Here is a 24,952-nt window from a genome sequence, read left to right on the forward strand (position 1 = left end):
AACTGCCCCGTGCCCAGCTTCACGTGCTGGGTGGTGGCCACGGTGAGGTGGTCGTTAGCACGGATCTCGGTCTTGCGGTCCTTGTGGGTGGTGCGGTGCTCCTCGGCCTTGAGCTCGGTGTAGCTGTTGGCCTCGACGGTATCGTGTCGCTCGTGGCCGATGCGGATCTTCTGGTCGTGCTCGACGTTCTCGTCCCAGTCCTTCTGGGCATGAATGTAGATCTGCTCCTGGCCCTTGCGGTCCTCGATGCGCAGCTCGTTGTAGCCACCGCCGCCGGGGCTGCTGAGGGTCTTGAAGACGGTCCGGGTCTTGTTGGCCGGCAGGTCGTAGGGAACCACGTGTTCCTTGTGGTACAGGCAGCCGGTGACCAAGGGCTGGTCGGGATCGCCTTCCAGGAAAGTGACCAGCACCTCCATGCCGATGCGCGGGATGGCGATGCCGCCGTAGCGGTCGCCGGCCCAGCTGGAGGACACACGCAGCCAGCAGCTGGTGGTGTCATCGGCCTGGCCTTCGCGGTCCCAGTGGAACTGCACCTTGACCCGACCGTACTGGTCGCAGTGGATCTCTTCGCCCTTGGGCCCGGTGACCACGGCGCTCTGGCTGCCGAGGATGCGTGGCTTGGGGTGATCCAGCGGCGGGCGCCAGGGGGTGTCCCAAGGCGTGGCGCTGAAGCGGTTGCGGTAGCCTTGGTTGAAGCCGTCGTCGGCTTGTCCGTCTTCCTTGCGCCCGCCGATAAAGCTGGTGATGGACTCTTCCAGCACCTGGGGCTGCTTGCCCTCGTGGTGGATCTCGTTGAGCAGCCACAGCTGGTTCCAGTCCGTGCGCGGATGGGCGCTCAGGTTGAGGAAGTGACCGCTGCGCAGCAGCGGCTGATCGCTCTCGCCCTCGGCCAGCTGGTGGTCGCTGCGATGGCGCTCCAGCGCGCGCTGGGACAGGTGCTTGCCGCGGCCGCGCTCGGTGAAGCGGCCGGGGTAGTCGTAGTCTTCCAGGTCCGGCTTAGCGTCGCCCTTGTGCGCGGCTTCGAGCTGCAGGCGTGGTTTCTCGAAGTCGTAGTCGCGGCGGGTGACGCGGCTGGTGCGGGTGGCCAGGCGCAGGGCGAAGCGCTTGATCACCGGGTCGTCCGCCACCAGGCCGGAGTCCTGCTGATAGGCGGTGGTGGCGAGCTTGGGGAAACCGGTCTGGTCGTCGCCAAACACCAGCACATGGCCGTCGGGCCTGTGCTGGAAGTGGTAATGGATGCCTTCTTCCTCGCACAGGCGCTGGATGAAGTGCAGGTCGGATTCGTCGTACTGCACGCAGTAGTCGCGAGCAGGATAAGTACCACCGAGCTGGAAGCGCTGGCCGCTGCCTTCGAGGATGCCGTGGTCGCTCAGCACCTGGGCGACGATCTGCGGCACCGTCAGGTGCTGGAAGATGCGCTGGTTGATGCGGTGACCGAGCCAGGCCAGCTGCGGGCGCAGGGTCAGGTGGTAGCGGGTCAGGCGCTGGCCGGAATCGCCCTGGGCGCAGGCGTGTACCTGGGCATGGATGCCGTTGCCCTGCGCATCCAGGGTGAGAAAGGCCGGCTGGCCGAGCAGCGTGTCCAGCGCAAGATCCGGGCGCTGGCTGACCAGCGTGACCTCGAACACGAAGGGCTGGCTGAGCGCCTCGTGGCCGGTGAACTCGAGGACCTGCAGGTCGTGCTCGATACCGGGCAGGCTCAGGCTGAAATGCGTCTGGTTGGCGGGGGCGAACATCCGTTGTTCCTTCTGCCGAAAGGGCATCGGCCAGGAGTGCTGGCCGATGGGGCGGCTCGCTTACCTGCGAGCCCGGGCATTGTCGGCGAGACGGCGGCGGGGTGCGGTGATGCGTGGCGCAAAACCGCGTGCCGCCGGTCGCCTGCGGCCTTAGGCCGAGATCGGCGAACGCCAGTCGTCGGAGCCGGAAGTGCCGGACACTTCGTGGGTCCAGACGATCTTGCGGTAGGTGAAGTAGACGTCTTCCAGGTGAGTGAAGTGGGCCATGGCCGGGTCCTGGCAGTTCGGCATGCGCGACTGCACGTCGACGATCACGGCGTCTTCCAGCTCGATGGTGAAGTAGTGCTCCTGGGTACCGGTGGAGGAGGTGCGGAACCACTCCAGACGGCACTTGGACAGACGCTCACCGGAGGTCAGGGAGTTGAAGATCAGCGGCGAAGCCTTGTCGAACACCTTGGTGATCATCAGCGGCTTGTGCACGCGCTGGCCGGTCGGCTGGCCGGACTGCGGGTCGCGCGGGATGATGACCTGGTGGTTGAAGCCCTGGACCAGGATCTGGTCCTCGTGACCTTCCTGGAAGATGTTGCCGACCGAGTCCTCGGTGAAGGTGCCAGCGGTGATCAGGCCTTGCTTGGTGCCTTCGAGGGTCATGTACGCGGGTGTTGGCATGGTGCTCTCCTTGCTATGAGACGAGACCGGTAAGGTCCGGGAGCTCGGAGAAGTACAAGGGGCGTGCCAGGGGGCTGCGGGCCAGGTGTGGCGGGGGTTGCGGCGCGGCTAGAAGAAATCCGGGAGGCGCCTTGTGCGGGGCGTCACGGAAGGTTGTGCAATATCTGGCGCAGGGCTGTGCAGGGGCTTGCGCAGGGAGTCAGAGGCCCGTGAATCGGGCGCTGGGGCGTGGCTGAGAAGGGCGCGGCGAGGCGGGTGTGCAAGGAGTTGCGCAGCAGCATGGTGTACTGCCTGCGGCGAGTACACCCTACGTGAAGTGGCCAGGTTGCATCTGAGAGGTTACGCGACCCTCACCCCGGCCCTCTCCCGGAGGGAGAGGGGGCGTAGAGTGCGGGAGCTTGCGTCAGGTGGAAGGTCGATGTTGCTCAGTCTTCCCACTCGCGCCCGGCCAGTTCCAGCAGGGTATTGGCCTGTTCCGGGCCGTTGCTGCCGGCGGGGTAGGGACGCGGGTCCTGGTAGTTGTCCTGCCAGCCCTTGAGGATCGGGTCGACCCAGGCCCAGGCCGCCTCGACTTCGTCCCGGCGCATAAATAGCGTCGAGTCGCCCTCGATCACGTCCAGCAGCAGGCGCTCGTAGGCATCCCAGCGGCGCTTCTGCGGGAACACCCGGGCCAGATTCAGGTCCAGCTCCATCGGCGTCAGGCGCATGCCCTTGCCCGGGCTCTTGCCCATCAGCTGCAGGGTGATGCGCTCCTCTGGCTGCAGGCTGATGACCAGTCGGTTGGCCTGGCTGCCGTCGAACAGGCGGTGCGGCACCGGCTTGAACTGGATGACGATCTCCGAGCGCTTCTTCGCCATGCGCTTGCCGGTGCGCAGGTAGAAGGGCACGCCGGCCCAGCGCCAGTTGTCGATCTCCGCCTGCAGGGCGACGAAGGTCTCGGTGTCGCTGTCGTTGTCGACGTGTTTCTCGAAGTAGTAGGCCGGCACTTCCTGGCCGCCGATCTTGCCGGCCACATACTGGCCGCGCACGGTCTTGTCGTGCACGTCGAGGCCGGCGATGGGCTTGAGCGCCTCGAGAATCTTCACCTTCTCGTTGCGTACCGACTCGGCGTCGAAGCGCACCGGCGCCTCCATCGCCACCAGGCAGAGCAACTGCAGCAGGTGGTTCTGCACCATGTCGCGCATGGCGCCGGCGTGGTCGTAGTAGGCGCCGCGGTTCTCCACGCCGAGGGTCTCGTTGACGCTGATCTGCACGTGGTCGATGTGCCCGGCGCGCCAGATCGGCTCGAACAGCGCGTTGGCGAAGCGCAGCGCCATCAGGTTCTGCACCGTCTCCTTGCCCAGGTAGTGGTCGATGCGAAATACCTGGGCCTCGCTGAACACTGCGCCGATGGCGGCGTTGATCTCGCGGGCGGATTCCAGCGAGCGGCCGATCGGCTTCTCCAGCACGATGCGTGTATCGCTGCCGGCCAGCCCGGCGATGGCCAGGTTCTCGGCGATGGCCTCGAACAGGTCGGGGGCGGTGGCCAGGTAGTAGATGCGCCCGCGGTTACAGGCGCTGGCGCCGAGGAACTTGCCGAGACGGCCGAATTCGGCGGTATGCGTCAGGTCCATGGTGAAGTAGTCGAGGCGCGCGGCGAAGGCCGCCCAGCTGTCGTTGTCGAAGTCGCTGCGCGCCACCTGGGCGCGCACCCGGCGCTCGGCCAGGGCCTGGTACTCGGCGCGGTTCAGCACGTTGCGCGCCACCGCCAGGATGCGCATGTCCGGGCTCAGGCGGCCGTCGCGATGCAGGTGGTAGAGCGCCGGCAGCAGCTTGTGCAGGGCCAGGTCGCCGGTACCGCCAAACACCAGCATGTCACAAGGGCTGTTCAACGAGAGGCCTCCGGCCGGTTTGCCTGTGCGGGTTGGGCGTTCATGTAGTATAACTACAAGATCACTACAGCCCCGATCATAACAGCCTGGGTGAAACCGCAGCGAGTCGGAGAGTTGCCCGCCGACGCGGTTTCCATCGAGCCGACAACAGAGCCCTGCCCGTGAATCTTCTGCAGCATATCGCCCAGTCCCGTCACCTGCTCCGCAAGTCCGAACTGAAGGTCGCCGATCACGTCCTGCAGGACCCTTCCGCGGTGATGCACAGCTCCATGGCCGACCTGGCCCACGAGGTCGGCATCAGCGAGCCGACCATCGTGCGCTTCTGTCGCGCCATCGGCTGCAGCGGCTTCCAGGACCTCAAGCTGAAGCTGGCGCAGAGCCTGGCGGCGGGGGCCAGCTTCGGCCAGTTCTCGATCAGCGAGAACGACTCGGTGGCCGATTTCAGCATGAAGATCTTCGACACCACCCTGCACACCCTGATGGAGGTGCGCGAGCGCCTCGACCCGCGCGAGCTGGAGCGGGCCGTCAACGCCATCGCTAATGCCCAGCGCATCGAGTTCTACGGGTTCGGCGCCTCCGGTGCGGTGGCCGCCGATGCCCAGCACAAGTTCTTCCGCCTGCTGCTGACCGCCGCCGCCTACTCCGACCCGCATATGCAGGCGATGAGCGCGGTGACGCTGAAGCCCCACGACGTGGCCATCTGCATCTCCCAGTCCGGCCGCTCCAAGGACCTGCTGATCACCGCCAACCTGGTGCGCGAGTCCGGCGCCACCCTGATCACCCTGTGCCCGAGCCAGACCCCGCTGGCCGACCTGGCCACTGTCAACCTGGCCATCGACGTGCAGGAAGACACCGAGATCTACACTCCGCTGACCTCGCGCATCGCCCACCTGGTGGTGATCGACGTGCTGGCCATGGGCGTGGCCATGGCCCGCGGCCCGGACCTGGTCAACCACCTCAAGAGCGTCAAGCGCAGCCTGCGCAGTCTGCGCCTGTCGCCGAAATCGGTGCGCAGCGCCGAGGACTGACCTTCACGCAAGCTTCATCGCCGCGCCCTCAAAGCGTCACGCCCATGCGGGCATGCTGAGCTCCCGGTAAACGGACCAGGAGCGCCGCGATGAACCTGCATCTCGAAGAACCCGTCCACGACAGTAAGACCCGCCGCAAGCTGGAAGACCAGCGCCGCATGGCCTTCCGCCGCGCCATCGAGGAATACGCCGAGCAGCGCCGCCTGCAGCAGGAGCTCGGCGGCTATCCCGATCTGCTCCCCGCCGATTTCCTGCCGATCGCACGCAGCCCGCAACGCCACGCGGCTTGAGCCAATTGTGCGGTGTGCCGAATTCGGCATGCCGCGCGTGCAAAGCGATCAAGCCTCGGCGTCGGCGACAGGCCACTGTAACGGGCAGACTGCCAGGAGCCCGTTATGACCCGATTGACCCTGACCGAGGCCCATGAGCTGGCCGCCGACATCCTGCGCCACGCCGGTTTCAGCGAGGCCTTCGTGCAGGCCATCGCCGCCACCGTGACGGCCGGCGAGCGCGATGGCTGCACCTCCCACGGCCTGTGGCGCCTGCTCGGCATCGTGCGCACGCTCAAGTCCGGCAAGGCGGTGGCCGACGCCGAGCCCGAGGTGATCGACCAGGCGCCGTCGTTGGTGCGGGTCGACGCCCATGGCGGCTTCTCCCAGCTGGCCTTCGCTGCCGGCCTGCCGCTGCTGGCCGACAAGGCCCGGCGCAACGGCATCGCCGCCATGGCGATCAATCGCTGCGTGCACTTCTCCGCGCTATGGGCGGAGATGGAGGCGATCACCGAACTGGGCCTGGTGGCGCTGGCCTGCAACCCGACTCAGGCCTACGTGGCGCCGGCCGGTGGCAGCCGCCCACTGTTCGGCACCAATCCCATTGCCTTCGGCTGGCCGCGTGCCGGCGGCCATCCCTTCGTCTTCGACTTCGCCACCAGCGCGGTGGCGCGTGGCGAGATCGAACTGCACCGCCGCTCCGGCGCGCCGCTGCCGGCCGGTTGGGGCGTGGACCGCAGCGGCCAGCCGAGCAGCGAGGCCGCCGAGGTGCTCGACCACGGCGCCATGCTGACCTTCGGCGGGCACAAGGGATCGGCCCTGTCGGCGATGATCGAGCTGATCGCCGGGCCGCTGATCGGCGACCTGACCAGCCTCGAATCCGGCGCCTTCGATGGCGGCGTGAATGCCCTGCCATACCATGGCGAACTGATCATCGCCCTCGACCCGCAACGTTTCCTCGGCGAGCAGGCCGACCAGCACCTGGCCCGCGCCGAAGGGCTGTTCGAGGCGATCCAGGGCCAGGGCGCGCGGCTGCCGTCCCAGCGCCGCTACGAGGCGCGGGCGAAGAGCCTGGTGGAGGGCGTGGAGATCAACGACGGCCTGTATCGCGATCTGCAGGCGCTATTGGCGTAGCGGACAGTAGCCCGGATGCAATCCGGGAGGTAGGCGACTCCGATCCCGGATTACATCCGGGCTACAAGCCTGCGTAGGGCGGGTGAAACCGGCGTAGGCGCCGCTCGCGGGTTTCACCCGCCCTACGCATAGGCAAAAAAAGCCCCGGCGAACCGGGGCTGAGGGAGAGAAGCGCTGGTGTCTGAGCCGACACACTGTGTTTCAGGCCAGCGATTCCCGCGTGGTAATGCCGTCGACCAGCCGGGCCAGGCCCAGCGGGTTGGCATTTTTCAGGGCGTCCGGCAGCAGGGAGTCGGGGCAGTTCTGGTAGCACACCGGGCGCAGGAAGCGCTCGATGGCCAGGCTGCCGACCGAGGTGCCGCGCGCATCCGAGGTGGCCGGGTAGGGGCCGCCGTGGACCATTGCGTCGCACACTTCCACGCCGGTCGGGTAGCCGTTGAACAGCACCCGGCCAACCTTCTGCTCCAGCAACGGCAACAGGTCGCCGTGGGCCTCCAGATCGGCCGGCTCGGCGGTCAGGGTGGCGGTCAGCTGGCCGCGCAGGCCATGCAGGGCGCGGATCAGCTCGGCCTTGTCGGCCACTTCCACGACCACGGTCACCGGACCGAACACTTCTTCCTGCAGCAGTTCGTCGCCGCCCAGCAGCAAGGAGACATCGGCCTGGAACAACTGCGGCTTGGCCTGGCGGCCTTCCTGCGGCTGGCCGGCCAGGTGCTTCACGCCCGGGTGAGCGCGTAGCGCGGCCAGGCCGTGCTCGTAGCTGCTCAGGGTGCCGGCGTTGAGCATGGTCTGTGGCGGGCGTTGGCCGATCTCGGCGATCAGGCTGGCGGTGAACAGGCTGAAGGCCGGCGAGGCGATGCCGATGACCAGGCCGGGGTTGGTGCAGAACTGGCCACAACCCTGCACCACCGAGTCGGCCAGTTCGCGGGCGATCTTCTCGCCACGGACGGCGAGGGCGGCGGGCAGCATCAGCACCGGATTGATCGAGCTCATCTCGGCGAACACCGGGATGGGATGCGCGCGCGCGGCGGCCATGTCGCACAGGGCGCGGCCGCCCTTCAGCGAGCCGGTGAAGCCGACCGCCTGGATCGCCGGGTGCTTGACCAGCCACTCGCCGACCCCGCCGCCATAGACCATGTTGAACACGCCGGCCGGCATGCCGGTGGCCTCGGCGGCGCGGATGATCGCCTGAGCCACCAGCTCGGCGGTGGCCATGTGACCGCTGTGGGCCTTGAACACCACCGGGCAACCGGCGGCCAGCGCCGCCGCCGTATCGCCACCGGCGGTGGAGAAGGCCAGCGGGAAGTTGCTGGCGCCGAACACCGCCACCGGGCCGACGCCGGTGCGGTACTGGCGCAGGTCCGGGCGCGGCAGCGGCTGGCGCTCGGGCAGGGCGCGGTCGATGCGTGCGCCGAGGAAGTCGCCGCGGCGCAACACCTTGGCGAACAGGCGCATCTGCCCGCTGGTACGGCCGCGCTCGCCCTGGATACGTGCGGTCGGCAGGGCGGTCTCGCGACACACCAGCTGGACGAAGTCGTCGCCGAGGGCGTCGATCTGCTCGGCGATGGCGTCGAGGAACTGGGCGCGGCGCTCCGGGCTCAGGGCGCGGTAGGCCGGGTAGGCGGCCTCGGCGGCGCGGGCGGCGGCATCCACCTCGGCCTCGGTGGCCTGGTGGAAGCGGTAGGGCAGCGCCTCGCCGGTAGTGGCGTCGAGGCTGTGCAGGATGACCTCACCGGCGGCACTGCGGCCGCCGGCGATGAAGTTGTGGCCGATGGTGGCGGGCATTGTTAGCTCCTGTCGGGGGCCTATGAGATCAGCGTTGCCATTGCGGGTCGGCCGGGCGCGCTGAACGCACCTGGCCGCAGCACGGCGATCAGGCGGCCGACCAGTTGGCGTACCACTGGCGGAACAGCTTGTACTGGGTCTCGGCGTAGTTGCGCTGGGCGTCGCTCAGCACGTCGGTCTCGTTGAAGTGCAGGGCGTATTCCTTATCGCCGTTCAGCACCATCAGATGCTTGTAGTAGAGGACCAGGTCGCAGCCCTCGTCGAAGGACGACAGCACGTTCAGCGCGTCGGACAGTTCCACGGCGCGGCGGCGGGCCACGGCATCGCCCTTGGCGGCCTGCTTGCTCAGCTCTACCAGCTGCAGCACTTCGCGCGGCAGGGCGTTGCCGATACCGGTGATGGCGCCGGTCGCGCCGCAATTGACGAAGCCATGCACCACCTGGGTATCGACGCCGGCCATGAGGATCACCTGGTCATCCTGCGAGGTGATGTGCTCGGCGGCGTAGCGCATGTCGGCGGCGCCGCCGAACTCCTTGAAGCCGATCAGGTTGGGGTACTGGCGGCGCAGCTTGAAGAACAGCTCGGCGCGGGTGGCGAAGCCGTAGTACGGGCTGTTGTAGATCACCGCCGGCAGCTTCGGCGCCGCCTCGAGAATGGCGGCGAAATGCGCCTCCTGGGCGGCTGGCGACGCGCCACGGGACAGCACGCGGGGGATGACCATCAGGCCATGGGCGCCGACCTTGGCGGCATGGGCCGCATGGGACACGGCTTCGCGGCTGTTCACCGCACCGGTGCCGACGATGGTCGGGATGCCGGCAGCGACCAGGCGCGCCACCCCTTCCTGGCGTTCGGCCTCGGTGAGCAACGGCCAGTCGCCCATGGAGCCGCAGTAGACCACGGCGCTCATGCCGGCCTGGATCAGCTCGCGGCCCTTGCGCACCAGGGCGTCGAAGTCCGGCTTGCGCTCGGCGGTGCAGGGCGTCATCAGGGCGGGGATGGTGCCGGTGAAGATGTTGCTACTCATGCTGTTTGCCTCCTCGGCAGAGTCAAAGTATTTCGTATACGAAATCAAAGGGTCGTTCTACACCCTTGTTTCCATGGGGTTGGGCCTGGGCCCGGTTCAGTGCGCCGGCGAGGCGGCGGTTTTCAGATCTGCAAAAAACGGGTGTTACAGCTTCGGCTCGACCGGCCAGGTATCCGAGAGGCGGTAACCGCCCGGCCAGGGGTCGCTCGGGTCGAGCAGGTGCTGGTGGGTGCCGGTGATCCAGGCCCGGCCGGACAGGCAGGGATAGATGGCCGGACGCCCGGCGACTTCGGTCAGCGAATCGATGCGGCAGTGAAACTCGGAACCGATGATCGAGCGGCCGACGAAGCGTTCGCCGGCCTGCATCTGGCCCTTGGCGTGCAGCACCGCCATGCGCGCCGAGCAGCCGGTGCCGCAGGGCGAACGGTCGATCTTGCCGGGGCGGATCACCACCGCGTTGGCGGCGGTCAGCACGCCGTCGATGCGCTCCACCGGTGCGGCGATCTGGCAGAACGAGATGTGCGCCCAGTCCTTGTTCAGCGGATGGACGAAGCCGAGCTGCTCGTTGGCCGCGCGGGTGATCTTCAGGCCGGTGGCGACCAGGTCGGCGGCCTCGTCGGCAGTCAGCGAGAAGCCCAGGGCGCGCGCGTCGGCGATGACGAAGCTGTCGCCGCCATAGGCGGTGTCGACCTTGAGGCTGCCGAGGCCTTCGACCTCGATCATGGCGTCCAGCCTGTCGGCGAAGGACGGCACGTTCTTCACCTCCACCCGCTGCACCTTGCCGCCCTCGCACTGGGCCACGGCCTCGATCAGGCCACCCGGCGCTTCCAGTACCAGGCGGGTCTCCGGCTCGGTCATCGGCAGGATGCCGCTGTCGAGCAGCACGGTGGACACGCACAGTGAGTTGGAGCCGGACATGGGCGGCGTGTCGGCCGGCTCCATGATGATCCAGGCCATCTGCGCCCGCGGGTCCTTGGCCGGCACCAGCAGGTTGACGTGGCGGAACACGCCGCCGCGCGGCTCGTTCAGCACGAAGTTGCGCAGCTCCTCGTCGCGGGCGATCCAGCGCGACTGTTCCCAGAGGGTGGCGCCCGGTGGCGGCGCGACGCCGCCGACGATGACGTCACCGACCTCGCCCTCGGCGTGGCAGCTGACCACATGGATGACCTTGCTCGAACGCATTGCTTCCCCCTACAGGACCGACTTCAGGAAGTCCGCGGTCTCCGGCTTCTGCGGGTTGCCGATGACCTGGTCGGGCGAGCCGATCTCGTGCACCAGACCGTTGCGGAAGAACGCCACGCGGTCGGACACGTCGCGGGCGAAGCGAATCTCGTGGGTGACCAGGATCATGGTCATGCCCTCCTCGGCGAGCAGGCGCATGGTGTCCAGCACCTCGCCCACCAGCTGCGGGTCGAGGGCGCTGGTGGCCTCGTCGAACAGCATGTAGTCCGGGCTCATGGCCAGGGCGCGGGCAATCGCCATGCGCTGCTGCTGGCCGCCGGAGAGCTTGCTGGGGAACACCTTGAGCTTGTCGCCCAGGCCGACGTGGGTCAGTTGTTTCACCGCCAGGGCCTCGGCCTCTTCCTTGCTCTTGCCGAGCACCTTGCGCGGCGCCAGCATCACGTTCTCCAGCACGGTCAGGTGCGGGAAGGCGTTCCACTGCTGGAACACGATGCCGATCTTCTGCCGCAGTTTGTTCAGGTCGGTGCCCGGGGCGTGCACCTCGGTGCCGTCGACGCGGATGCTGCCCTTCTGGATCGGCTCCAGGCCGTTGATGCACATCAGCAGGGTCGACTTGCCGGAGCCGGAGCCGCCGATGATCGACACCACCTCGCCCTTGTTCACCGTCAGGCTGACGCCCTTGATGACCTCGAGGTCGGCGAAGGATTTGTAGACGTTGTCGATCTCAATCATTTTCCTGCCACCTTTTTTCCAGCCGGGCGCCCAGACGGGCCACCACCAGGCTCATGACGTAGTAGATGAGGCCGGCGATGCACAGCACCAGCAGCGGCTCCTGAATTCGCGTAACGATGGTCTGCGAGGCGCGCAGCAACTCGACGATGCCGATCCACATGACCAGGGCGGTGTCCTTCATCACCGACAGCACCAGGTTGAGCCAGCCGGGAAAGGCCACGCGGGTGGCGATCGGCAGCACGATGTGGCGCAGGTCCTGCCAGTAGCTCATGCCCAGCGAGCGCGAGGCGCGGCGCAGGTTGGCCGGCACGGCGAGCACGCCGCTGCGGACGATCTCGGTGCAGAACGAGGCGGCATACACGCCGAGCACGATGCAGCCGACGGCGAAGGCGCTGATGTCGAGGCCGGCGATGCTCTTCAGTGCGTTGAACAGGACGAACTGGATCAGCAGCGGCACGCTGCGGAACACGTCCAGCACCCAGGCCAGCGGCAGGGTGGCGCGGGGTAGGGTGGCGCGCAGCAGGCCGAACAGCACGCCGGCGAGGGTGCCGATCAGCATGGCGCCGACGGTCAGTTCCAGGGTGACCCAGGCGCCCTTGAGCAGGAACAGCAGGTCGTTGGAGGTGAGACTGGTTTCGAACATGCTCAGTCCTTCCTCAGTAGCGGAACAGGCGCCAGGCCATCAGGCGTGCGACGAGCACGATGGTCTTGGCGATCAGGTAATAGAGCACCGCCGCCAGGGCGAAGTACTCGAAGGTGCGGAAGGTCTTCACGTTGAAGTCCTGGGTCACGCCGGTCAGGTCGTTGTTCAACCCGACTATCACGCCCAGCGACGTCATCAGCACGGCCCAGACCATCTGGTTGGACAGTGGGTAGAAGACGATGCGCAGCAGCTGCGGAATGATGATCATCCGGTAGGCCTGGAAGGCGCTCATGCCCAGCGAGCGCGCCGCACGCATCTGCGTGTCGGGCACCGCCTTGAGACCGCCGCGGAAGTTCTCCGCCAGGTAGCCGGCGTTGTTGAAGGTGATCCCGGCGAGCAGGGCGACCCACGAGCTGACGTGCAGGCCGAAGCTGCCGAGGCCGAAGTAGAGGATGTAGATCTGGAACAGCGACGGAGTGTTGCGGGCGATGGACACCCAGGTGTTGGCGAAATGCCGGGGCACCGGGTGCTGCATCTGCCGCATGACCGTCAGCAGCAGGGCGATCAGGGTGCCGAGGAGCATCGACAGGGCTGCCGTCTCCAGGGTGACCCAGGCGCCTGCCAGCATGTCCGGCAAGGCCTTGAACGCCGAGCGCCAGTGGAAGGTGTAATCGAACATCGATCAGCGATTTCCTTGTGGGTGATGGCCCAGCCAGGCCGGGAGCTGTCCTTGGTTGTGCCCGGTGCAGGCGGCCTCGACGCAGGCGGCGAGGTTGCCGAAGTGCACCTGCCGGCTGACCAGGCCGGGGGCGTAGTGGGCGTACTTGCCCGAGTTGGTCATCAGGGTGCGGCTACCCGGCGGCACGACCGGCTCGCCGAGCATGCACCAGCAGGTGTCGGTCACCAGGCGCGCACCGAATCTTTCCAGCGTAGCCACATGCCCGGCCTGCACCGCCCGCTCGTGCACGGCGCGGCCGCAGGTCACCACCAGGGCGGTGTCCGGGTGCTTGCTACGACCGGCACAGAGGTCGGCCAGGGCGGCCAGCTCGCTGCTGGAGAAGTGCGGGTTGCCCAGGGCCACCAGCTCGACGCGGGGCGACTCGGCGCTGTTGAGTTCCCACCAGCTGTCCAGCAGCTCGGCGATGGTGACCCGCAGGTGCTTGGCCGGAGCCTTGCCGCCGAGGGCGCTGGCCACGTCCGGGGCCTCCGGGGTGATGCCGGCGATATGGAACATGGGCGCCGCCGAAGTGGTAGCGAAGGCGGCACCGAAGGCCTTGAGCGCGTCGCTGTCGGCGGCGCTGCGCTCCAGCCCGCAGAGCAGCGGGATGTCGCTGCCGGCCAGCAGGCCGACGTGGTAGCCGAGCAGCGGCCAGAAGCTGTCGTCCGGCTGCTGCGGCGTTTCCACCTCGATCAGCAGGCTGGCGTGGCGGCCCTCGTCCAGGTGGCTGCCGCTACGCGGCGCGCGCCCGGTGAGGGCGATGCAGATGTCCAGGTAGTCCGGGTACTTGAGGGTACGGGCTCCGAGCACGCTGTTGGCGTAGACCACGGCATTGGACTCGGCCCAGACGATCTGCTCGCCGGCCTTGGGCGCGCTGTCCAGCAGGTAGGGCGCGCAGGTGTAGCTGAGCGCCGCGCCCATGGCCATGTACACGTCGCCGAGGGCGCTGGCCGGCTCGCCGAACGCCGGGTCGATGCCGAGGGCGCGCCACTGGCGCTGGTCCACCGAGATCGAGTTGAGCGTGGTCGGCACGCAGACCCTGGCGTCCCAGTCCAGCAGCTGCTGGGCGAAGCGCAGGCAGGCCGGGCCGGTGTAGATGCAGCCGTCGATGTGCGCCTGGGTCACGTCGAGCAGTTCGCGGGCGCCCTGCAGTTCGGCCATGCGTAGCACCAGCTGCATCGCCACCTGGGCTGCCTTGCCGTGTTCGCCGGCAAGAATGGCCTGGTCGCGTTCGCTCAGGGCGATGCTGCTTGGCTGCGCATCGTCATGGGCAATAGGCTCGGCACGCCAGTCATCAGCCGGCGCGCTGCCGAACAGCTGCAGGCGCTCGCCGTCGATGCGGGCGATGGCGCCGGGGTGAGCTGCCAGCTCGGCGAAGGCCGCGTGGCCGATGCACAGCACCGGCAGCTGGACGTCGAAGACATGCTCGGCGACCAGGGCGCCGAGGCTGAGAATCTCGTCGGGCTCGGCCAGCACCAGGGCTGCCGGTGCCGGACCGTTGAGGATCAGTTCCAGCAGGACGCTGCTGCCGGTGCAGGAGCCGCGTCCGCTGGGAATGGCCAGCACGCGCCCGGCCAGGGATTGCCCGCTCAGCGGATGGTGTCGGTCGATCACCTCGCCGCTGAACGGGTCGACGCCGCCCCAGAAGCTCAGGCCCAGGTCGGCATACAGCAGAGGCCCCTGGCCCCTGCCGTGCACCAGACTGCGGCCGTCGATGCGGACTGCGGACATCGTCATCTCTCCCGGGCGCGCGCGATCAGTAGTACACGCCAGGCACGGTCAGGTTGGCCGGCTTGATCTCGTCGCCGACCCACTTCTTCCACAGCTCGTCGTAGCGGCCGTTACGCACCTGCTGGTTGACGAACAGGTTGAGGTAGTTGAGCAAGCCGTACTCGCTGCGCTTGGCGGCCAGGGACACGTAGTCGACGACATAGGGTGCGTCGCCGGCGACCTTGAGGCCCTTGTATTTGCCGGACTTGAGGGTGGCGGCGGCCACGGTGTTGGTCACCACGGTGGCGTCGATATGGCCCTGGGCCACGGCGAGGATGGTGTCGTTCTGCGACTGGTAGGCGCGGAAGCTGCCTTCACCCCAGGCCTTCTGGTCTTTCTCCAGGGCGATGGCCTCGTAGGTGCCGCTGGTGTTGCCCAGCTTCTTGCCCTTGAGGTCGGCGTAGCTGTTCACCCCGGCGTCTTCGCGGGTCAGCACGACCATCTGGAAGGCGAAGTAGGGGATGGTCATGCCCACGGTCTTGGCGCGCTCCAGGGTGTCGGAGGTGGAGGCGACGATGATGTCGGCGCGGCCGGAGACAAGCGCCGGGATGCGGTCGGGGAACGGCGTTTCGACCACTTCCGGTTCCACGCCGAGGACCTTGGCCAGGTCGGCGCAGTAGTCCACGTCGAAGCCGGCCGGGTTGTTGTCGGCGTCGCGGAAGCCCATGGGCGGGAAGTCCAGGGTCACGGCGCAGCGCAGTTTGCCGGACTCGATGATGTCGTCGAGCTTGTCGGCCTGGGCGGTCACGGCCAGGGAGGAGGTCAGTACGGTGCTGAGGGCAAGAGCGAGAGTCTTACGGTTCATGTGCAGCCTCGTGTGTCTGAAGGATTGGCAGTTGGATCTGGGTATCTTGAATTTCGTATACGATATTTGATTAGCAAGGGCTGTGCCGGATCGCCCGTGGCAGACGCGAAAACCGCTCAGCCCGCGCCGCATCGGCCCGGGCGGACCAACGCAGCGGTGGCGGAAAGACTAGTCGGGCGTTTTCGTGACCGCTCGGTGTTACATAAGGAAGCATGGGCACCCAGGCATGCCCCCAAACGGAACACGCTGGGTAGCGACTGGGTTGCACCTATTGCTACCGGAGGGGTGGGAAACGGGTATCAGGGGTTGCGATGGGAGTCGCGGTACTGGCTGGGGGAGAGGCCTGTGAGGGCCTTGAACTGGCGGCTGAAGGCACTGTGGTCGGTGTAGCCGCAGCGCAGGGCGATCTCGGTGATAGGCAGCTCGCCGAGCAGCAGCTGCGAGGCCGCACCCAGGCGCGCCTTGTGGATCATCTGTCGCGGGGTGAGCTGGAAGATGCGCTTGCAGTGGCGCTCCAGCTGCGCCACCGAGAGCCCGGCGATGGTGGTCAGCTCGGCCAGGCTGAGGGGCTGGGCGTAGTGGCGGCGGATGTGTTCGTCCACCGCCGCCAGCTTCTGGTAGGCCGGATGCGCGGCCTGGGCCGCCGGCAGGTCGCAGGAGATGCCGGCCATGCCAATGATGCGGCCCTCGGCGTTGCGCAGGGCCAGCTTGTGGGTCAGGCACCAGCCGGGCTGGCGGCCGGGGTAGAGGTGCAGCTCCAGCTGGTCTTCGAGGCCGTTGCCGGTATCCAGCACCTGCAGGTCCTGGGCGGTGTACAGCAGGCCGAAGCGCGAGGGAAAGACTTCCTCGGCGGTGCGCCCGAGCAGTTCGTCCTTGCTGGCGAAGCCGCAGCGGGTGGCCAGGGTCTGGTTGACCAGCACGTAGCGCGCCTGCGGATCCTTGATGAAGAACACCACGCCGGGCATGGCGTCGAGCAGCGGGGCGACGGCGCCGAGGCTGACGAGCAGGGTGGGTAGATCGGCGGGGGCGGGTTGCGGCAGCAGGTCGAGCATGGGGATCGGGCACTGGCCTGGAAGGCGCCCATTCTGCGCAGCGCAGTGCGGTGGGGACAAGCGGCCCGCCCGCAGGCGGGCCGCTGATGCGTTACGGCAGACGCACGCTGTAGTCCTCCACTTCGCCGTAGTTGAAGGTGCCGCAGGGCACGGGTGCCGCGTTGTAGCGCATGGCGATGCGCAGGCGCGTTTTGCCGGCCGGGGCGTTGGCCGGGATGGTCAGGTTGCCGGTGGCCACCGTGCTGAGGGCACGGCCGGAGCTGTACACTTCTTCGCCGGCGTCGAGGAAATCGCCGTCCTTGTTCAGGTCGACCCAGGCCTTCCAGTACTCGGCGTAGGCGCGGCCGGAGAATTGCGGGGTCAGGCGCAGGCTGTTGGCGCCACGCTGCAGGTCGATCACCTGGGCGGTGAAGTCGCTGTAGGTGCTGGCACCGGAGCTGCGGCTGAAGGTGCCGACCTGGACCTGGCCGATCCACTCGGAAGCGGAGTTGCCACTGGCGGCGCTGCAGTAGGACGGCTGCGGCGTACCTTCGCCGATCACCAGGAAGCTGGAACTGACCGCACCCCAGCTGCCGCCGGCGTCACGGGCGCGCACGTAGACCAGGTGCTTGCCGGTGGCCAGGCCGGTGGTGTCCAGGGTGCCGGTCAGGTTCTCGGTCTTGGCGTTGAAGGCGCCGTCCAGCGGCTGCAGGACGACCGGCGTGGCGCCGGATTCCCAGGGCGCCTTGTCGATGTAGTACTCGGCGGCCGCGATGTTCTGCGTCGCCTCGGTGCCGTTGGCCGTACTGAAGCGCAGGTCGCTGGCGCTGGCCGACAGGGTCACCGGCGTGCCGGCCGGTACTCCCGTGCTGGCGGCGCCACCGCTGAGGACGACGCTGGCCACGTCCGGCCCGGCCGGGGTGACGTACGGCGTACGCACCACCTTGGCGGCGTAGATCAGCGCCGGCAGGTTCTTCGGCTTCACCGTGTTCTGGTACACGGCGCAGCTCTGGAAGAACTGGGTGCCCAGCTCGAAGGTAAAGGCGGCCACGCCCAGCTCGCCATAGCTGATGCCGTCGCTGGTGCCGTCGGTGGGATACAGGCCGACCGACTGCTGCGGGGTGTAACCGTTGAAGAAGGCGAACTTGCGGCCCAGAGTCTGCAGCGCCGTGCCGTTGGGCGCGGCCTGGCTGGTGTCGCCCCAGGGCCAGAGCACCAGCTCGCTGTAGCTGTGGATGTCCAGGTGGATGCCGCTGGTGCTGCTCGGCGCCGCGTCGCCGCGGTTGGGCCCGCGGCGATCCGGCCAGATGCTGCGCGCATAGGCCTCCAGGGCCTGCACTTCCGGCTCGGAGCCGGCGCTGGGGCCGCGGTAGGTGTCGTTGCACTGGTCGCCACTGGAGCCCTGGCCGTTGGTGCTGTTCCAGCCGAAGGTGAAGTTGCGGTTGAGGTCGGCGCCACGGCTGTTGCTGTTCGGCCCGCAATAGTTCTGGTTGGTGTTCTTGCGCCAGGACAGCCCGGTCTCGGCCTTCTTGCGCCCGTCCGGGTTGGTCTGCAGCAGCAGATGCACTTCGTGGTGATCGAGGATCCAGGTGGCGTCCGGGTCCACCCCGTAGCCGTCCACCAGCCAGCGGGCGAAGGCCAGCACCAGCGGCGCGGTGGTGTACTCGCGGGCGTGGATGGCGCTGTTGATCAGCAGCTTGGGCTTGTCGCCGGGCTTGTTCTGGTTGGTCAGCTTGAGCACGCCGATGTCGTAGCCACCCAGACCCTGGGTCTTCTCCCAGGACTGGCCGACGGTCAGCCACTGGGCCAGTTGCGGGTGCGTGCTGGCCATGCCGGCGGCGGCCGCGTAGGTCTCTTCCACCGTCTCGTAGCAAGCGTAGCCGGGCACGCTGGCGATGCCCGCGTCGCTGGCCGCCGCGCTGGTGCTCAGGCTGCGCTGCTGCAGGCGTTGCTGGATATTGCCGAGGATCTGGTTGCGCTTGGCGATGAAGTCGTCGGCCACCTGGAAGGTGAAGCCGAACACGGCCAGCTTCTCCTGTTCTTCGGCGGTCAGCTCCATGATCAGGTAGCCCTGCTCATAGTGCGATTCGAGCAACTGGCCGTGGAAGCTGATGGCGGCCTTGCGGGCGATATCCAGGTTGGGGAAGAACGCCTTGTACACCTGGTTGGCGGCCTTCTCCTGTTCCAGCAGGAGGAAGTCTTCCTGGACCTGGGCCTCGTTGTTGGCCTGAGCGTTTTGCAGCATGCAGAGGGTGGCGATGCCCGCGCCGATGGCGAGCGTGAGGTTCCGCTTTATCATTCTTGCTGTTCCTGTCCATGTAGTAAGGGCGCCCGCTCGATAAAGCGGGCACGGCTCCGATGTCGGTCTTGTGGACCGCAGCGGATACGGCGAACGCTCTGGATGCCGACTGCACGGGCTGGGATCCTTTCCTGGCGAGGCGTCGGGAGGTGGCCGGTCTGGCAGCAAGAGTGCAAAGAAACCTAGAAGTCACTTGCGGGTCTGTCAATTTGTCGGATGATGGCCGCGTGATGCGCGCAGTTTCGCGGCAAATGGCCACTAAAGGAGCGATTTCATGAGGCAATTCAGTGCACTGTTTGTGGCCCTGCCGTTGCTCGCAGGCCTGGGTTGCAGCGCCGGGCCGGCGCCGACCGGGGAGAATTCCGAGGCCAAGGAATGGGCGCAGCTGCGCCAGCAGCGCGGACATTTCGATGGCGCGGCCTGGAACAAGGACCTGGATGCCTGGCAGGGGCGCAAGCACCAGCTGCTGCAGGGCCTGGCCGAACGCCTGCTGGCGGAGAAGCCGGACGAGGCCGGGGTGCGCGCATTGATGGGCGAGCCCGATGTGCAGGTGGCGGCCGACGGTGCCGAGTACGCCGACTGGCTGCGCCGCACCGAGTGGCGCGGCGAGCCGGGCGAGAAGATGTGGAGCTACCAGTGGCGCGGCAACCACGACCAGCTGCTGGTGGCCTTCAGCGGCGAGCGGGTCAGCGCCGTCGGCTGGCTCTACGCCTGGGAGTGAGCGTCCGCACCCAGCTGCAGCAGGGTGTCGATGCGCGCCGGGCTGAACGGCGGGCGCGGCGCCGGCGGCTGCCAGCCGAACAGTGCCTGGGCAGCGCCGCCGCAGACCCGGCCCTGGCAGGCGCCCATGCCGCAGCGGCTGGCCATCTTGGCCTGGCTCCAGCCCTGGTGATCGGCCACGGCCGCTAGCGGCACGTCCTCACAGCGGCAGATCAGGGTGTCCGGCCTGGCCAGGTGCTTGACCTGGTCGCCCAGGGCGAAGCCGGCGTTCAACGCAGTAGCGAACCCATTCCAGCGCCGGCGCTGCGACCACAGGCGCTGCGCCGCGTCGCGCTCGCCCACCGCCGCATGGCCTGCGATGGCGCCTTCCACCAGCGCCTTCTCGCTGCCGCCGAAGCCGGTGCTCTCGCCGGCGGCATAGTGATCGGCCAGGCTGGTGGCCTGCCAGGCATCGATGGCGATGGCGCCGTTGTCGATACGGCAGCCCAGGGCCTGGCCGAGTTGAAGATTGGGGATCAGGCCGAAGCCGCAGGCCAGGCGCTCGCAGGTGACTTCCTTGATCTGTCCTCCGATGCTCAGGCGCACCGCTTCCAGGCGGCCCTCGCCCAGCGCTTCGACCACGTGACTGTTCGCCCGGTAGCCGCGATGGAACAGGCCGAACGACTGCAGCAGCTTATGCGGCCAACGCGGCAGCTGGGCGGCAAAGCCGGCCACCGCGCGCCACGGCGCCTGCTCGGCGATATGCAGCACCTGGGCGCCGTTATCCTGCGCCGTGGCGGCGCTGGCCAGCAGCAGTGGGCCGCTGCCGGCGATGACGATGCGCTCGCCGGCCACCGGCATGCCGCCTTTGATCAGCGCCTGCAGGCCGCCGGCGCCGGTGACGCCGGGCAGGGTCCAGCCGGGGAAGGGCAGCAGCAGCTCGCGGGCGCCGGTGCAGAGGATCAGCCTGTCGTACTCGATCACCCGGCCCTGCTCGGGGTCTTCCACCAGCAGCGCCTTGGGCCCGGCCAGGGCGACCACGCGGGTGGCCGGCAGCAATTCGATATTGGCTTGCGCCTCCAGGCGCTGCCGATGCTTGCGGGCCAGCGGCGGCAGGTGCGCCTGCGGGCCGTCGCGCCAGATCTGCCCGCCGGCGGCGGGGTTGTCATCGAGCATGACGATGCGCGCACCGCTCGGTGCGGCGGCCAGGGCCGCAGCCATGCCAGCGGGGCCGGCGCCGATGATCAGGATGTCCACCTTCATGGCCGGCTCTCCACCCGCATGCCGTCGCGGCACAGGGTCTGGCAGGCCAGGCGGCGCTGGCCGTCGATGGTCACCCGGCATTCCTGGCAGATGCCCATGCCGCATACCGGCGCGCGGCGTTGGCCGCTGACCGAGGTGCGGCTGGTGCCGTCACCGCCGAGCATCAGCGCGGCCGCCACCGTGGTACCGGGGGCCACCTGCAGCGGGCGGCCGTCGAGAATCAGTTCAGGCATGCGCGCGTACTCCGGGGAAGCGCTGCGGCAGATAGGGTTCCAGCGGCAGTGGCGCGGTCTCGCCGAGCAACTGGGCGACCAGCAGGTCGGCGCTGCCCGGCGCTGTGGTGACGCCCAGGCCCTCGTGACCGACCGCCAGCCACAGGCCGGGGCGCTGTGGATGCTCGCCGAGCAGCGGCAGACCGTCCGGGCTGGCGGCGCGGAAGCCGGTCCAGGCGCGGATACCGTTGAGCCGGGCCAGGCCCGGCATGTAGTCGACGGCGCGCTGCAGCATCTTCGCCAGCATCCATGGCTCGACTTCGGGGTCGGTGGTGTTGAACTGGCGCGAGGCGCCGATAAACAGCTGGCCGGTCGGTCGCGGCTGGATATTGGCGGCGGTCGACGGGCCGCTGGCGTTGTGCGCGCTGGTCACGTAGCCGAGCTCCACCAGGGTATGGCTGATGCGCCCGGGGTAGCGGTCGGTGATCAGCAGGTGGCCCTTCTTCGGCTCGATCGGCAGCTCCGGGCACAGCTCGGTGCCATGGGTGCCTCCCGCCAGGATCGCCGCCTGGGCGCCGAGCCAGCTGCCGTTCTCTAGGCGCACGCGGGCGCCGTCGATCTCGATCACCCGGGCCTGGCGCTGTTCGATCAGCGGATGCTCGAGCAGCCAGCGCGCCGCGTTGGGCGCGTAGAGAATGCCGTCGCCGATCACCCGCAGGCCGCCGTGCAGGCCGTCGCGCAGTTCCGGTTCGGCATCGCGCAGAGCGCCTGCGCCGAGCAACTGGCAGTCCAGGCCGTGCTCGCGCAGCACTTGGTACTTGGCCTCGGCCACCGCCATCTCCTCGGCATTGGCGGCCAGCCACAGGGTGCCGTTCTGCCGGTAGGCGCAGTCGTCCGGCAGGTGATGGGCCCAGTCGCGCCAGCGCTGCACCGAGTATTGGCTGAGCGCCAACTCGGCCGGATTGTCGTCGAGCACGATCAGGTGGCCCATGCCGGCGGCGGTGGCGGCGCGCAGGCCGGCATCCAGCACCAGCACGCGCTGGCCGCGCTTGGCCAGCTCACGGGCGCAGGCGGCGCCGACTATGCCGGCGCCGATGACGATGACGTCGGCGCCGTCGCTCACAGGCGAATGCCCCAGGCGAACGGATCGTCCGCCTCGATCAGCAGGGTGGCCTCGGCGCTGATATGCGCGCGGCCGCGAATGGTGGGGATGATGCGGCCGCCGTCGGCGTTCTCGTAGCTGCCCTCGAACTGGCTGCCGATCACGCTGGCCTGGCGCCACAGCTGGCCTGGCTGCAGCTTGCCGTCGGCGGCCAGGCAGGCCAGCTTGGCGCTGGTGCCGGTGCCGCAGGGCGAGCGGTCGTAGGCCTTGCCAGGGCAGAGCACGAAGTTGCGGCTGTCGGCTCGCAGCCAAGCTGCTGCGCTCGATGGGGCGTCGTTAAGAGCAGGCTCAGAATGCTCATTTACGGCTTGTAAACTGCGCTTCTTCGCCTGCTCTTGCCTAGCCCCCTCTTCGCTCGCGACGCTTGGCTGCGAGCCTTCCGGCAGCTCAGGGTCGGCGAACAGCTCGATATGGTCGATCAGGCCTCCGTCTTCGCCACGGATGCCCTGGTCTTCCAGGGCCTGCTGCACGGCCACCGAATAGGCGGTGAGGGCGTCCAGATTGTCGCCGGCCACGCGCAGGCGGTGATCGCTGATCAGGAAGAACCAGTTGCCGCCCCAGGCGACATCGCCGGTCACCTGGCCATGGCCCGGTACATCCAGGGTTACCGCCTTGCGGTAGCGGTAGGCCGGTACGTTGCGCACGCTCACCGAGCGGTCGTCGTGCAGGGTCGCCTCGACGGTGCCGACCGGCGTCTCGATCTTGTGCACGCCCGGGCCGATGCGGCCCAGGTGGGCCAGGGAGACTACCAGGCCGATGGTGCCGTGGCCGCACATGCCGAGGTAGCCGGTGTTGTTGAAGAAGATCACTCCGGCACAGGCAGTCGGGTCGACCGGTTCGCACAGCAGGGCGCCGACCAGCACGTCGCTGCCGCGCGGCTCCAGCACGCTGGCGGCGCGCCACTGGTCGAAGCGCTCGGCCAACAGCTGGCGGCGCTCGGCCATGCTGCCGCGTCCTAGATCGGGGAAGCCTTCGAGAACCAGGCGAGTTGGTTCGCCGCCGGTGTGCGAGTCGAGTACACGGATACGTTGCATGAAGGCCCCTGCCGCTGAATGGTTTCGGCAAGGGTGCCGCCGGAACGAGGTCGGCGGCTTGAGCCATTTCAGCCGGTGCTATGACGAAATCGGCACAGCCTCAGACGCGATTGGGCAGGTGCTCGTAGAGCGTCTGGCACACGCCGTTGATGTGTTCCTCGATCAGCCGGGCGGCGGTCTCGGCGTCGCCGGCGCGGCACGCGGCGATGATTTCGCGGTGCTCGTGGTCGGCGCGGTCCTTGCCCTCGGACAGGCTCATCTGCATGCGCAGGTAGCGCTCCAGCTTGTCGTGGATCGAGCGGATCAGGTTGACCAGGAACGGCCGTTGCGCCGGCTCGTAGAGGCAGGCGTGCAGCTGCCAGTTGAGTTCGGCCCAGCGGCCGACGTCTTCCTCGCCGAGGAAGGCCTCGCAGATGCGCTCGGCGGCGGCGAAGGTGGCCTCGCTCATGTTCGGCACCGCCAGGCGGATCGCGCGCATCTCCAGCAGCACACGTACCTCGAACATCTGCGCCATCTCCGGCTCGGAGATGCGCGTGACCACCGCGCCCTTGTTGCGCTGGAATAGCACCAGGCCCTCGGCCTCCAGGCGCTTGAGCGCCTCGCGCACGGGGATCTTGCTGACATTGAACAGCTGGGCGATGTCGTCCTGGCGGATTGGCTCGTCCTCGGCGAAATGCCCGGAGATGATCGCGTCGCGCAGGTGCTTGGCGATGACCTCGGATGCGGCGGGCGCTATTCCCAGGTTGGGGGCATTGAAGCGAGGTAGGGGCACGGCACGTCACCGAGTCGGCTGGTTGATGCGAATATCATATACGAAATCCCTGGCTTGCCAGTTCAGCCTGCTTGGCTGAAGCGCTGCTCCAGCGCCGCGATCTGCGCGCGCTCGTTGCGGATGAAGTCGCGGAACGCCTGGGCCACCGGCGACAGGCGTTTGCCGCGCACGTGCACCACGCACCAGCTGCGTTGCAACGGCAACTCTTCCACCGGCAGTTCACGCAGCAAACCCTGGGCCAGTTCCAGGCGCACGGCGTGGCGTGGCAACAGGGCCAGGCCGAGGCCGGCGATCACCGCTTCCGCCTGGGTCTCGCTGGAGCCCACTTCGAGGGTCTGGGCGAAGTGGGCACGCTTCTGGTGACAGTACTCCTCGCAGGCGCGGCGGGTGCCCGAGCCGATCTCGCGGACCAGTAGCGGAAAGGCGGTGAGGTCGCCCAGGCGCAGCTTTTCCAGGGAGCACAGCGGATGGCTCGGCGGTGCCACCGCGACTATCGGATTGTTGAGGAAGGGGAAGAAATCCAGCGCCTGGTCGCCGGGTGGCTGCGACATGATCAGCAGGTCGTCGCGGCTCACCGAGAGGCGGCGCACCGCCTGGGCGTGGTTGACCACCGCCAGTTGCAGGCTGACCTCCGGATGCTGCTCGCGGAAGGCGGCGAACAGGTGCGGCACCAGGTACTTGGCGCTGGATTCCACGGCCAGGTTGAGCTGGCCCTGCAGCGAGCCCTGCAGGTCGGAGAGCTGCATGTCCAGCGCCTCCAGGCGGCCGAACACATCTTCGCTGGCGCGCAGCAGCGCCTCGGCGGCGGGCGTCAGGTAGAGCTTCTTGGCGATGTAATCGAACAGCGGCTGGCCGAGCAGCTCTTCCAGCTGGCGAATCTGCAGGCTGACGGCCGGCTGGGTCAGCGCCATTTCCTCGGCGGCGCGGCTGTAGGAACGGCTTTCGCACACTGCGCGAAAAATCTGCAGCTGGCGAAAAGTCATTCGCATCAATGACTTGCGCATTTATAAGAGCTCGCGGAAGGCCTTCTTTGATCAAACTATAAGTCTTTGCTAATGGTCATCCCAACAATTATTGATTTTGGGTAATTCATCGGCAGAGCTAGCTTATGAAG

At 67.9% G+C, this 24,952-nt stretch carries 23 protein-coding genes; 4 read left to right on the plus strand and 19 right to left on the minus strand.

Going from position 1 to position 24,952, the window contains the following annotated elements; translation table 11 throughout:
* The 3 genes from FFS62_RS19375 to zwf form a co-directional block, all read right to left on the minus strand.
* A partial coding sequence (locus FFS62_RS19375) for a type VI secretion system tip protein VgrG (RefSeq protein ID WP_137974498.1) occupies positions 1-1,736 on the minus strand: 1,736 nt, incomplete at its 3' end.
* Positions 1,737-1,886: 150 nt separating this feature from the next.
* Complete coding sequence (locus FFS62_RS19380; RefSeq protein ID WP_137974499.1) at positions 1,887-2,405, minus strand: Hcp family type VI secretion system effector; 519 nt, start codon at positions 2,403-2,405, stop codon at positions 1,887-1,889.
* A gap of 425 nt (positions 2,406-2,830) precedes the next feature.
* Positions 2,831-4,258, minus strand: a complete 1,428-nt coding sequence (gene zwf / locus FFS62_RS19385; RefSeq protein ID WP_218569304.1) for a glucose-6-phosphate dehydrogenase — start codon at positions 4,256-4,258, stop codon at positions 2,831-2,833.
* 179 nt (positions 4,259-4,437) lie between these two features.
* Between zwf and hexR the strand changes: the two genes are divergently transcribed.
* From hexR to FFS62_RS19400, 3 genes are all read left to right on the plus strand, one after another.
* A complete protein-coding gene (gene hexR / locus FFS62_RS19390) occupies positions 4,438-5,304 on the plus strand; it encodes a transcriptional regulator HexR (protein WP_137974501.1) in 867 nt (288 codons plus the stop codon).
* 89 nt (positions 5,305-5,393) lie between these two features.
* Positions 5,394-5,594: a PA3496 family putative envelope integrity protein gene (locus FFS62_RS19395; protein WP_137974502.1), complete on the plus strand. Its 201-nt coding sequence runs from the start codon at positions 5,394-5,396 to the stop codon at positions 5,592-5,594.
* Between the two features lie 105 nt (positions 5,595-5,699).
* Complete coding sequence (locus FFS62_RS19400) at positions 5,700-6,707, plus strand: Ldh family oxidoreductase (RefSeq protein WP_137974503.1); 1,008 nt, start codon at positions 5,700-5,702, stop codon at positions 6,705-6,707.
* 201 nt (positions 6,708-6,908) lie between these two features.
* On the opposite strand, the gene FFS62_RS19405 is transcribed toward FFS62_RS19400, so the two are convergent.
* From FFS62_RS19405 to FFS62_RS19450, 10 genes are all read right to left on the minus strand, one after another.
* Entirely contained in the window at positions 6,909-8,492 is a 1,584-nt protein-coding gene (locus tag FFS62_RS19405; protein WP_137974504.1) for an aldehyde dehydrogenase (NADP(+)), read from the minus strand.
* An 88-nt stretch (positions 8,493-8,580) separates the two neighbouring features.
* Positions 8,581-9,516 (minus strand): dihydrodipicolinate synthase family protein, encoded by a 936-nt coding sequence (locus FFS62_RS19410; RefSeq protein WP_137974505.1) that lies wholly within the window; start codon positions 9,514-9,516, stop codon positions 8,581-8,583.
* A 144-nt stretch (positions 9,517-9,660) separates the two neighbouring features.
* Positions 9,661-10,698: a proline racemase family protein gene (locus FFS62_RS19415; RefSeq protein ID WP_137974506.1), complete on the minus strand. Its 1,038-nt coding sequence runs from the start codon at positions 10,696-10,698 to the stop codon at positions 9,661-9,663.
* Between the two features lie 9 nt (positions 10,699-10,707).
* A complete protein-coding gene (locus FFS62_RS19420; protein WP_137974507.1) occupies positions 10,708-11,430 on the minus strand; it encodes an amino acid ABC transporter ATP-binding protein in 723 nt (240 codons plus the stop codon).
* The gene (locus FFS62_RS19425) at positions 11,423-12,073 is read right to left on the minus strand and encodes an amino acid ABC transporter permease (RefSeq protein WP_137974508.1); all 651 of its coding nucleotides are present in this window, start codon (positions 12,071-12,073) and stop codon (positions 11,423-11,425) included. Before FFS62_RS19425 ends, FFS62_RS19420 begins: the two co-directional genes overlap by 8 nt.
* Before the next feature lie 13 nt (positions 12,074-12,086).
* Entirely contained in the window at positions 12,087-12,752 is a 666-nt protein-coding gene (locus tag FFS62_RS19430; protein WP_137974509.1) for an amino acid ABC transporter permease, read from the minus strand.
* A gap of 3 nt (positions 12,753-12,755) precedes the next feature.
* Positions 12,756-14,528, minus strand: coding sequence for an aconitase X (locus FFS62_RS19435; RefSeq protein WP_371920163.1), 1,773 nt, complete (start codon positions 14,526-14,528; stop codon positions 12,756-12,758).
* Positions 14,529-14,547: 19 nt separating this feature from the next.
* On the minus strand, positions 14,548-15,366 hold the full coding sequence (locus FFS62_RS19440) for a transporter substrate-binding domain-containing protein (protein ID WP_137974511.1): 819 nt from the start codon (positions 15,364-15,366) through the stop codon (positions 14,548-14,550).
* A 299-nt stretch (positions 15,367-15,665) separates the two neighbouring features.
* Positions 15,666-16,418 carry an AraC family transcriptional regulator gene (locus FFS62_RS19445; protein WP_178084356.1) on the minus strand — a complete coding sequence of 251 codons (753 nt, stop codon included), beginning with the start codon at positions 16,416-16,418 and terminating at the stop codon, positions 15,666-15,668.
* 91 nt (positions 16,419-16,509) lie between these two features.
* On the minus strand, positions 16,510-18,696 hold the full coding sequence (locus FFS62_RS19450) for a M14 family zinc carboxypeptidase (RefSeq protein WP_218569302.1): 2,187 nt from the start codon (positions 18,694-18,696) through the stop codon (positions 16,510-16,512).
* Positions 18,697-18,970: 274 nt separating this feature from the next.
* Here FFS62_RS19450 and FFS62_RS19455 point away from each other — a divergent pair, with 274 nt between their 5' ends.
* Entirely contained in the window at positions 18,971-19,417 is a 447-nt protein-coding gene (locus tag FFS62_RS19455; protein ID WP_137974512.1) for a hypothetical protein, read from the plus strand.
* Here FFS62_RS19455 and FFS62_RS19460 read toward each other — a convergent pair.
* The 6 genes from FFS62_RS19460 to FFS62_RS19490 all read right to left on the minus strand — a co-directional run bounded on the left by FFS62_RS19460 (position 19,402) and on the right by FFS62_RS19490 (position 24,842).
* Positions 19,402-20,658, minus strand: a complete 1,257-nt coding sequence (locus tag FFS62_RS19460; RefSeq protein ID WP_137974513.1) for an FAD/NAD(P)-binding oxidoreductase — start codon at positions 20,656-20,658, stop codon at positions 19,402-19,404. The genes FFS62_RS19455 and FFS62_RS19460 overlap by 16 nt on opposite strands.
* The gene (locus tag FFS62_RS19465; RefSeq protein WP_137974514.1) at positions 20,655-20,891 is read right to left on the minus strand and encodes a (2Fe-2S)-binding protein; all 237 of its coding nucleotides are present in this window, start codon (positions 20,889-20,891) and stop codon (positions 20,655-20,657) included. The genes FFS62_RS19460 and FFS62_RS19465 overlap by 4 nt, the downstream gene beginning before the upstream one ends.
* A complete protein-coding gene (locus FFS62_RS19470) occupies positions 20,884-21,993 on the minus strand; it encodes an FAD-binding oxidoreductase (RefSeq protein WP_137974515.1) in 1,110 nt (369 codons plus the stop codon). The genes FFS62_RS19465 and FFS62_RS19470 overlap by 8 nt, the downstream gene beginning before the upstream one ends.
* Complete coding sequence (locus tag FFS62_RS23475) at positions 21,990-23,066, minus strand: proline racemase family protein (RefSeq protein WP_256662309.1); 1,077 nt, start codon at positions 23,064-23,066, stop codon at positions 21,990-21,992. The genes FFS62_RS19470 and FFS62_RS23475 overlap by 4 nt, the downstream gene beginning before the upstream one ends.
* Positions 23,067-23,166: 100 nt before the next feature.
* Positions 23,167-23,838 carry a GntR family transcriptional regulator gene (locus FFS62_RS19485; RefSeq protein WP_137974516.1) on the minus strand — a complete coding sequence of 224 codons (672 nt, stop codon included), beginning with the start codon at positions 23,836-23,838 and terminating at the stop codon, positions 23,167-23,169.
* A gap of 62 nt (positions 23,839-23,900) precedes the next feature.
* Complete coding sequence (locus FFS62_RS19490) at positions 23,901-24,842, minus strand: LysR family transcriptional regulator (protein ID WP_171016375.1); 942 nt, start codon at positions 24,840-24,842, stop codon at positions 23,901-23,903.
* Between the last annotated feature and the right edge of the window lie 110 nt (positions 24,843-24,952).

The organism is Pseudomonas sp. F(2018), from assembly GCF_005508865.1.
Lineage (GTDB): Bacteria > Pseudomonadota > Gammaproteobacteria > Pseudomonadales > Pseudomonadaceae > Aquipseudomonas.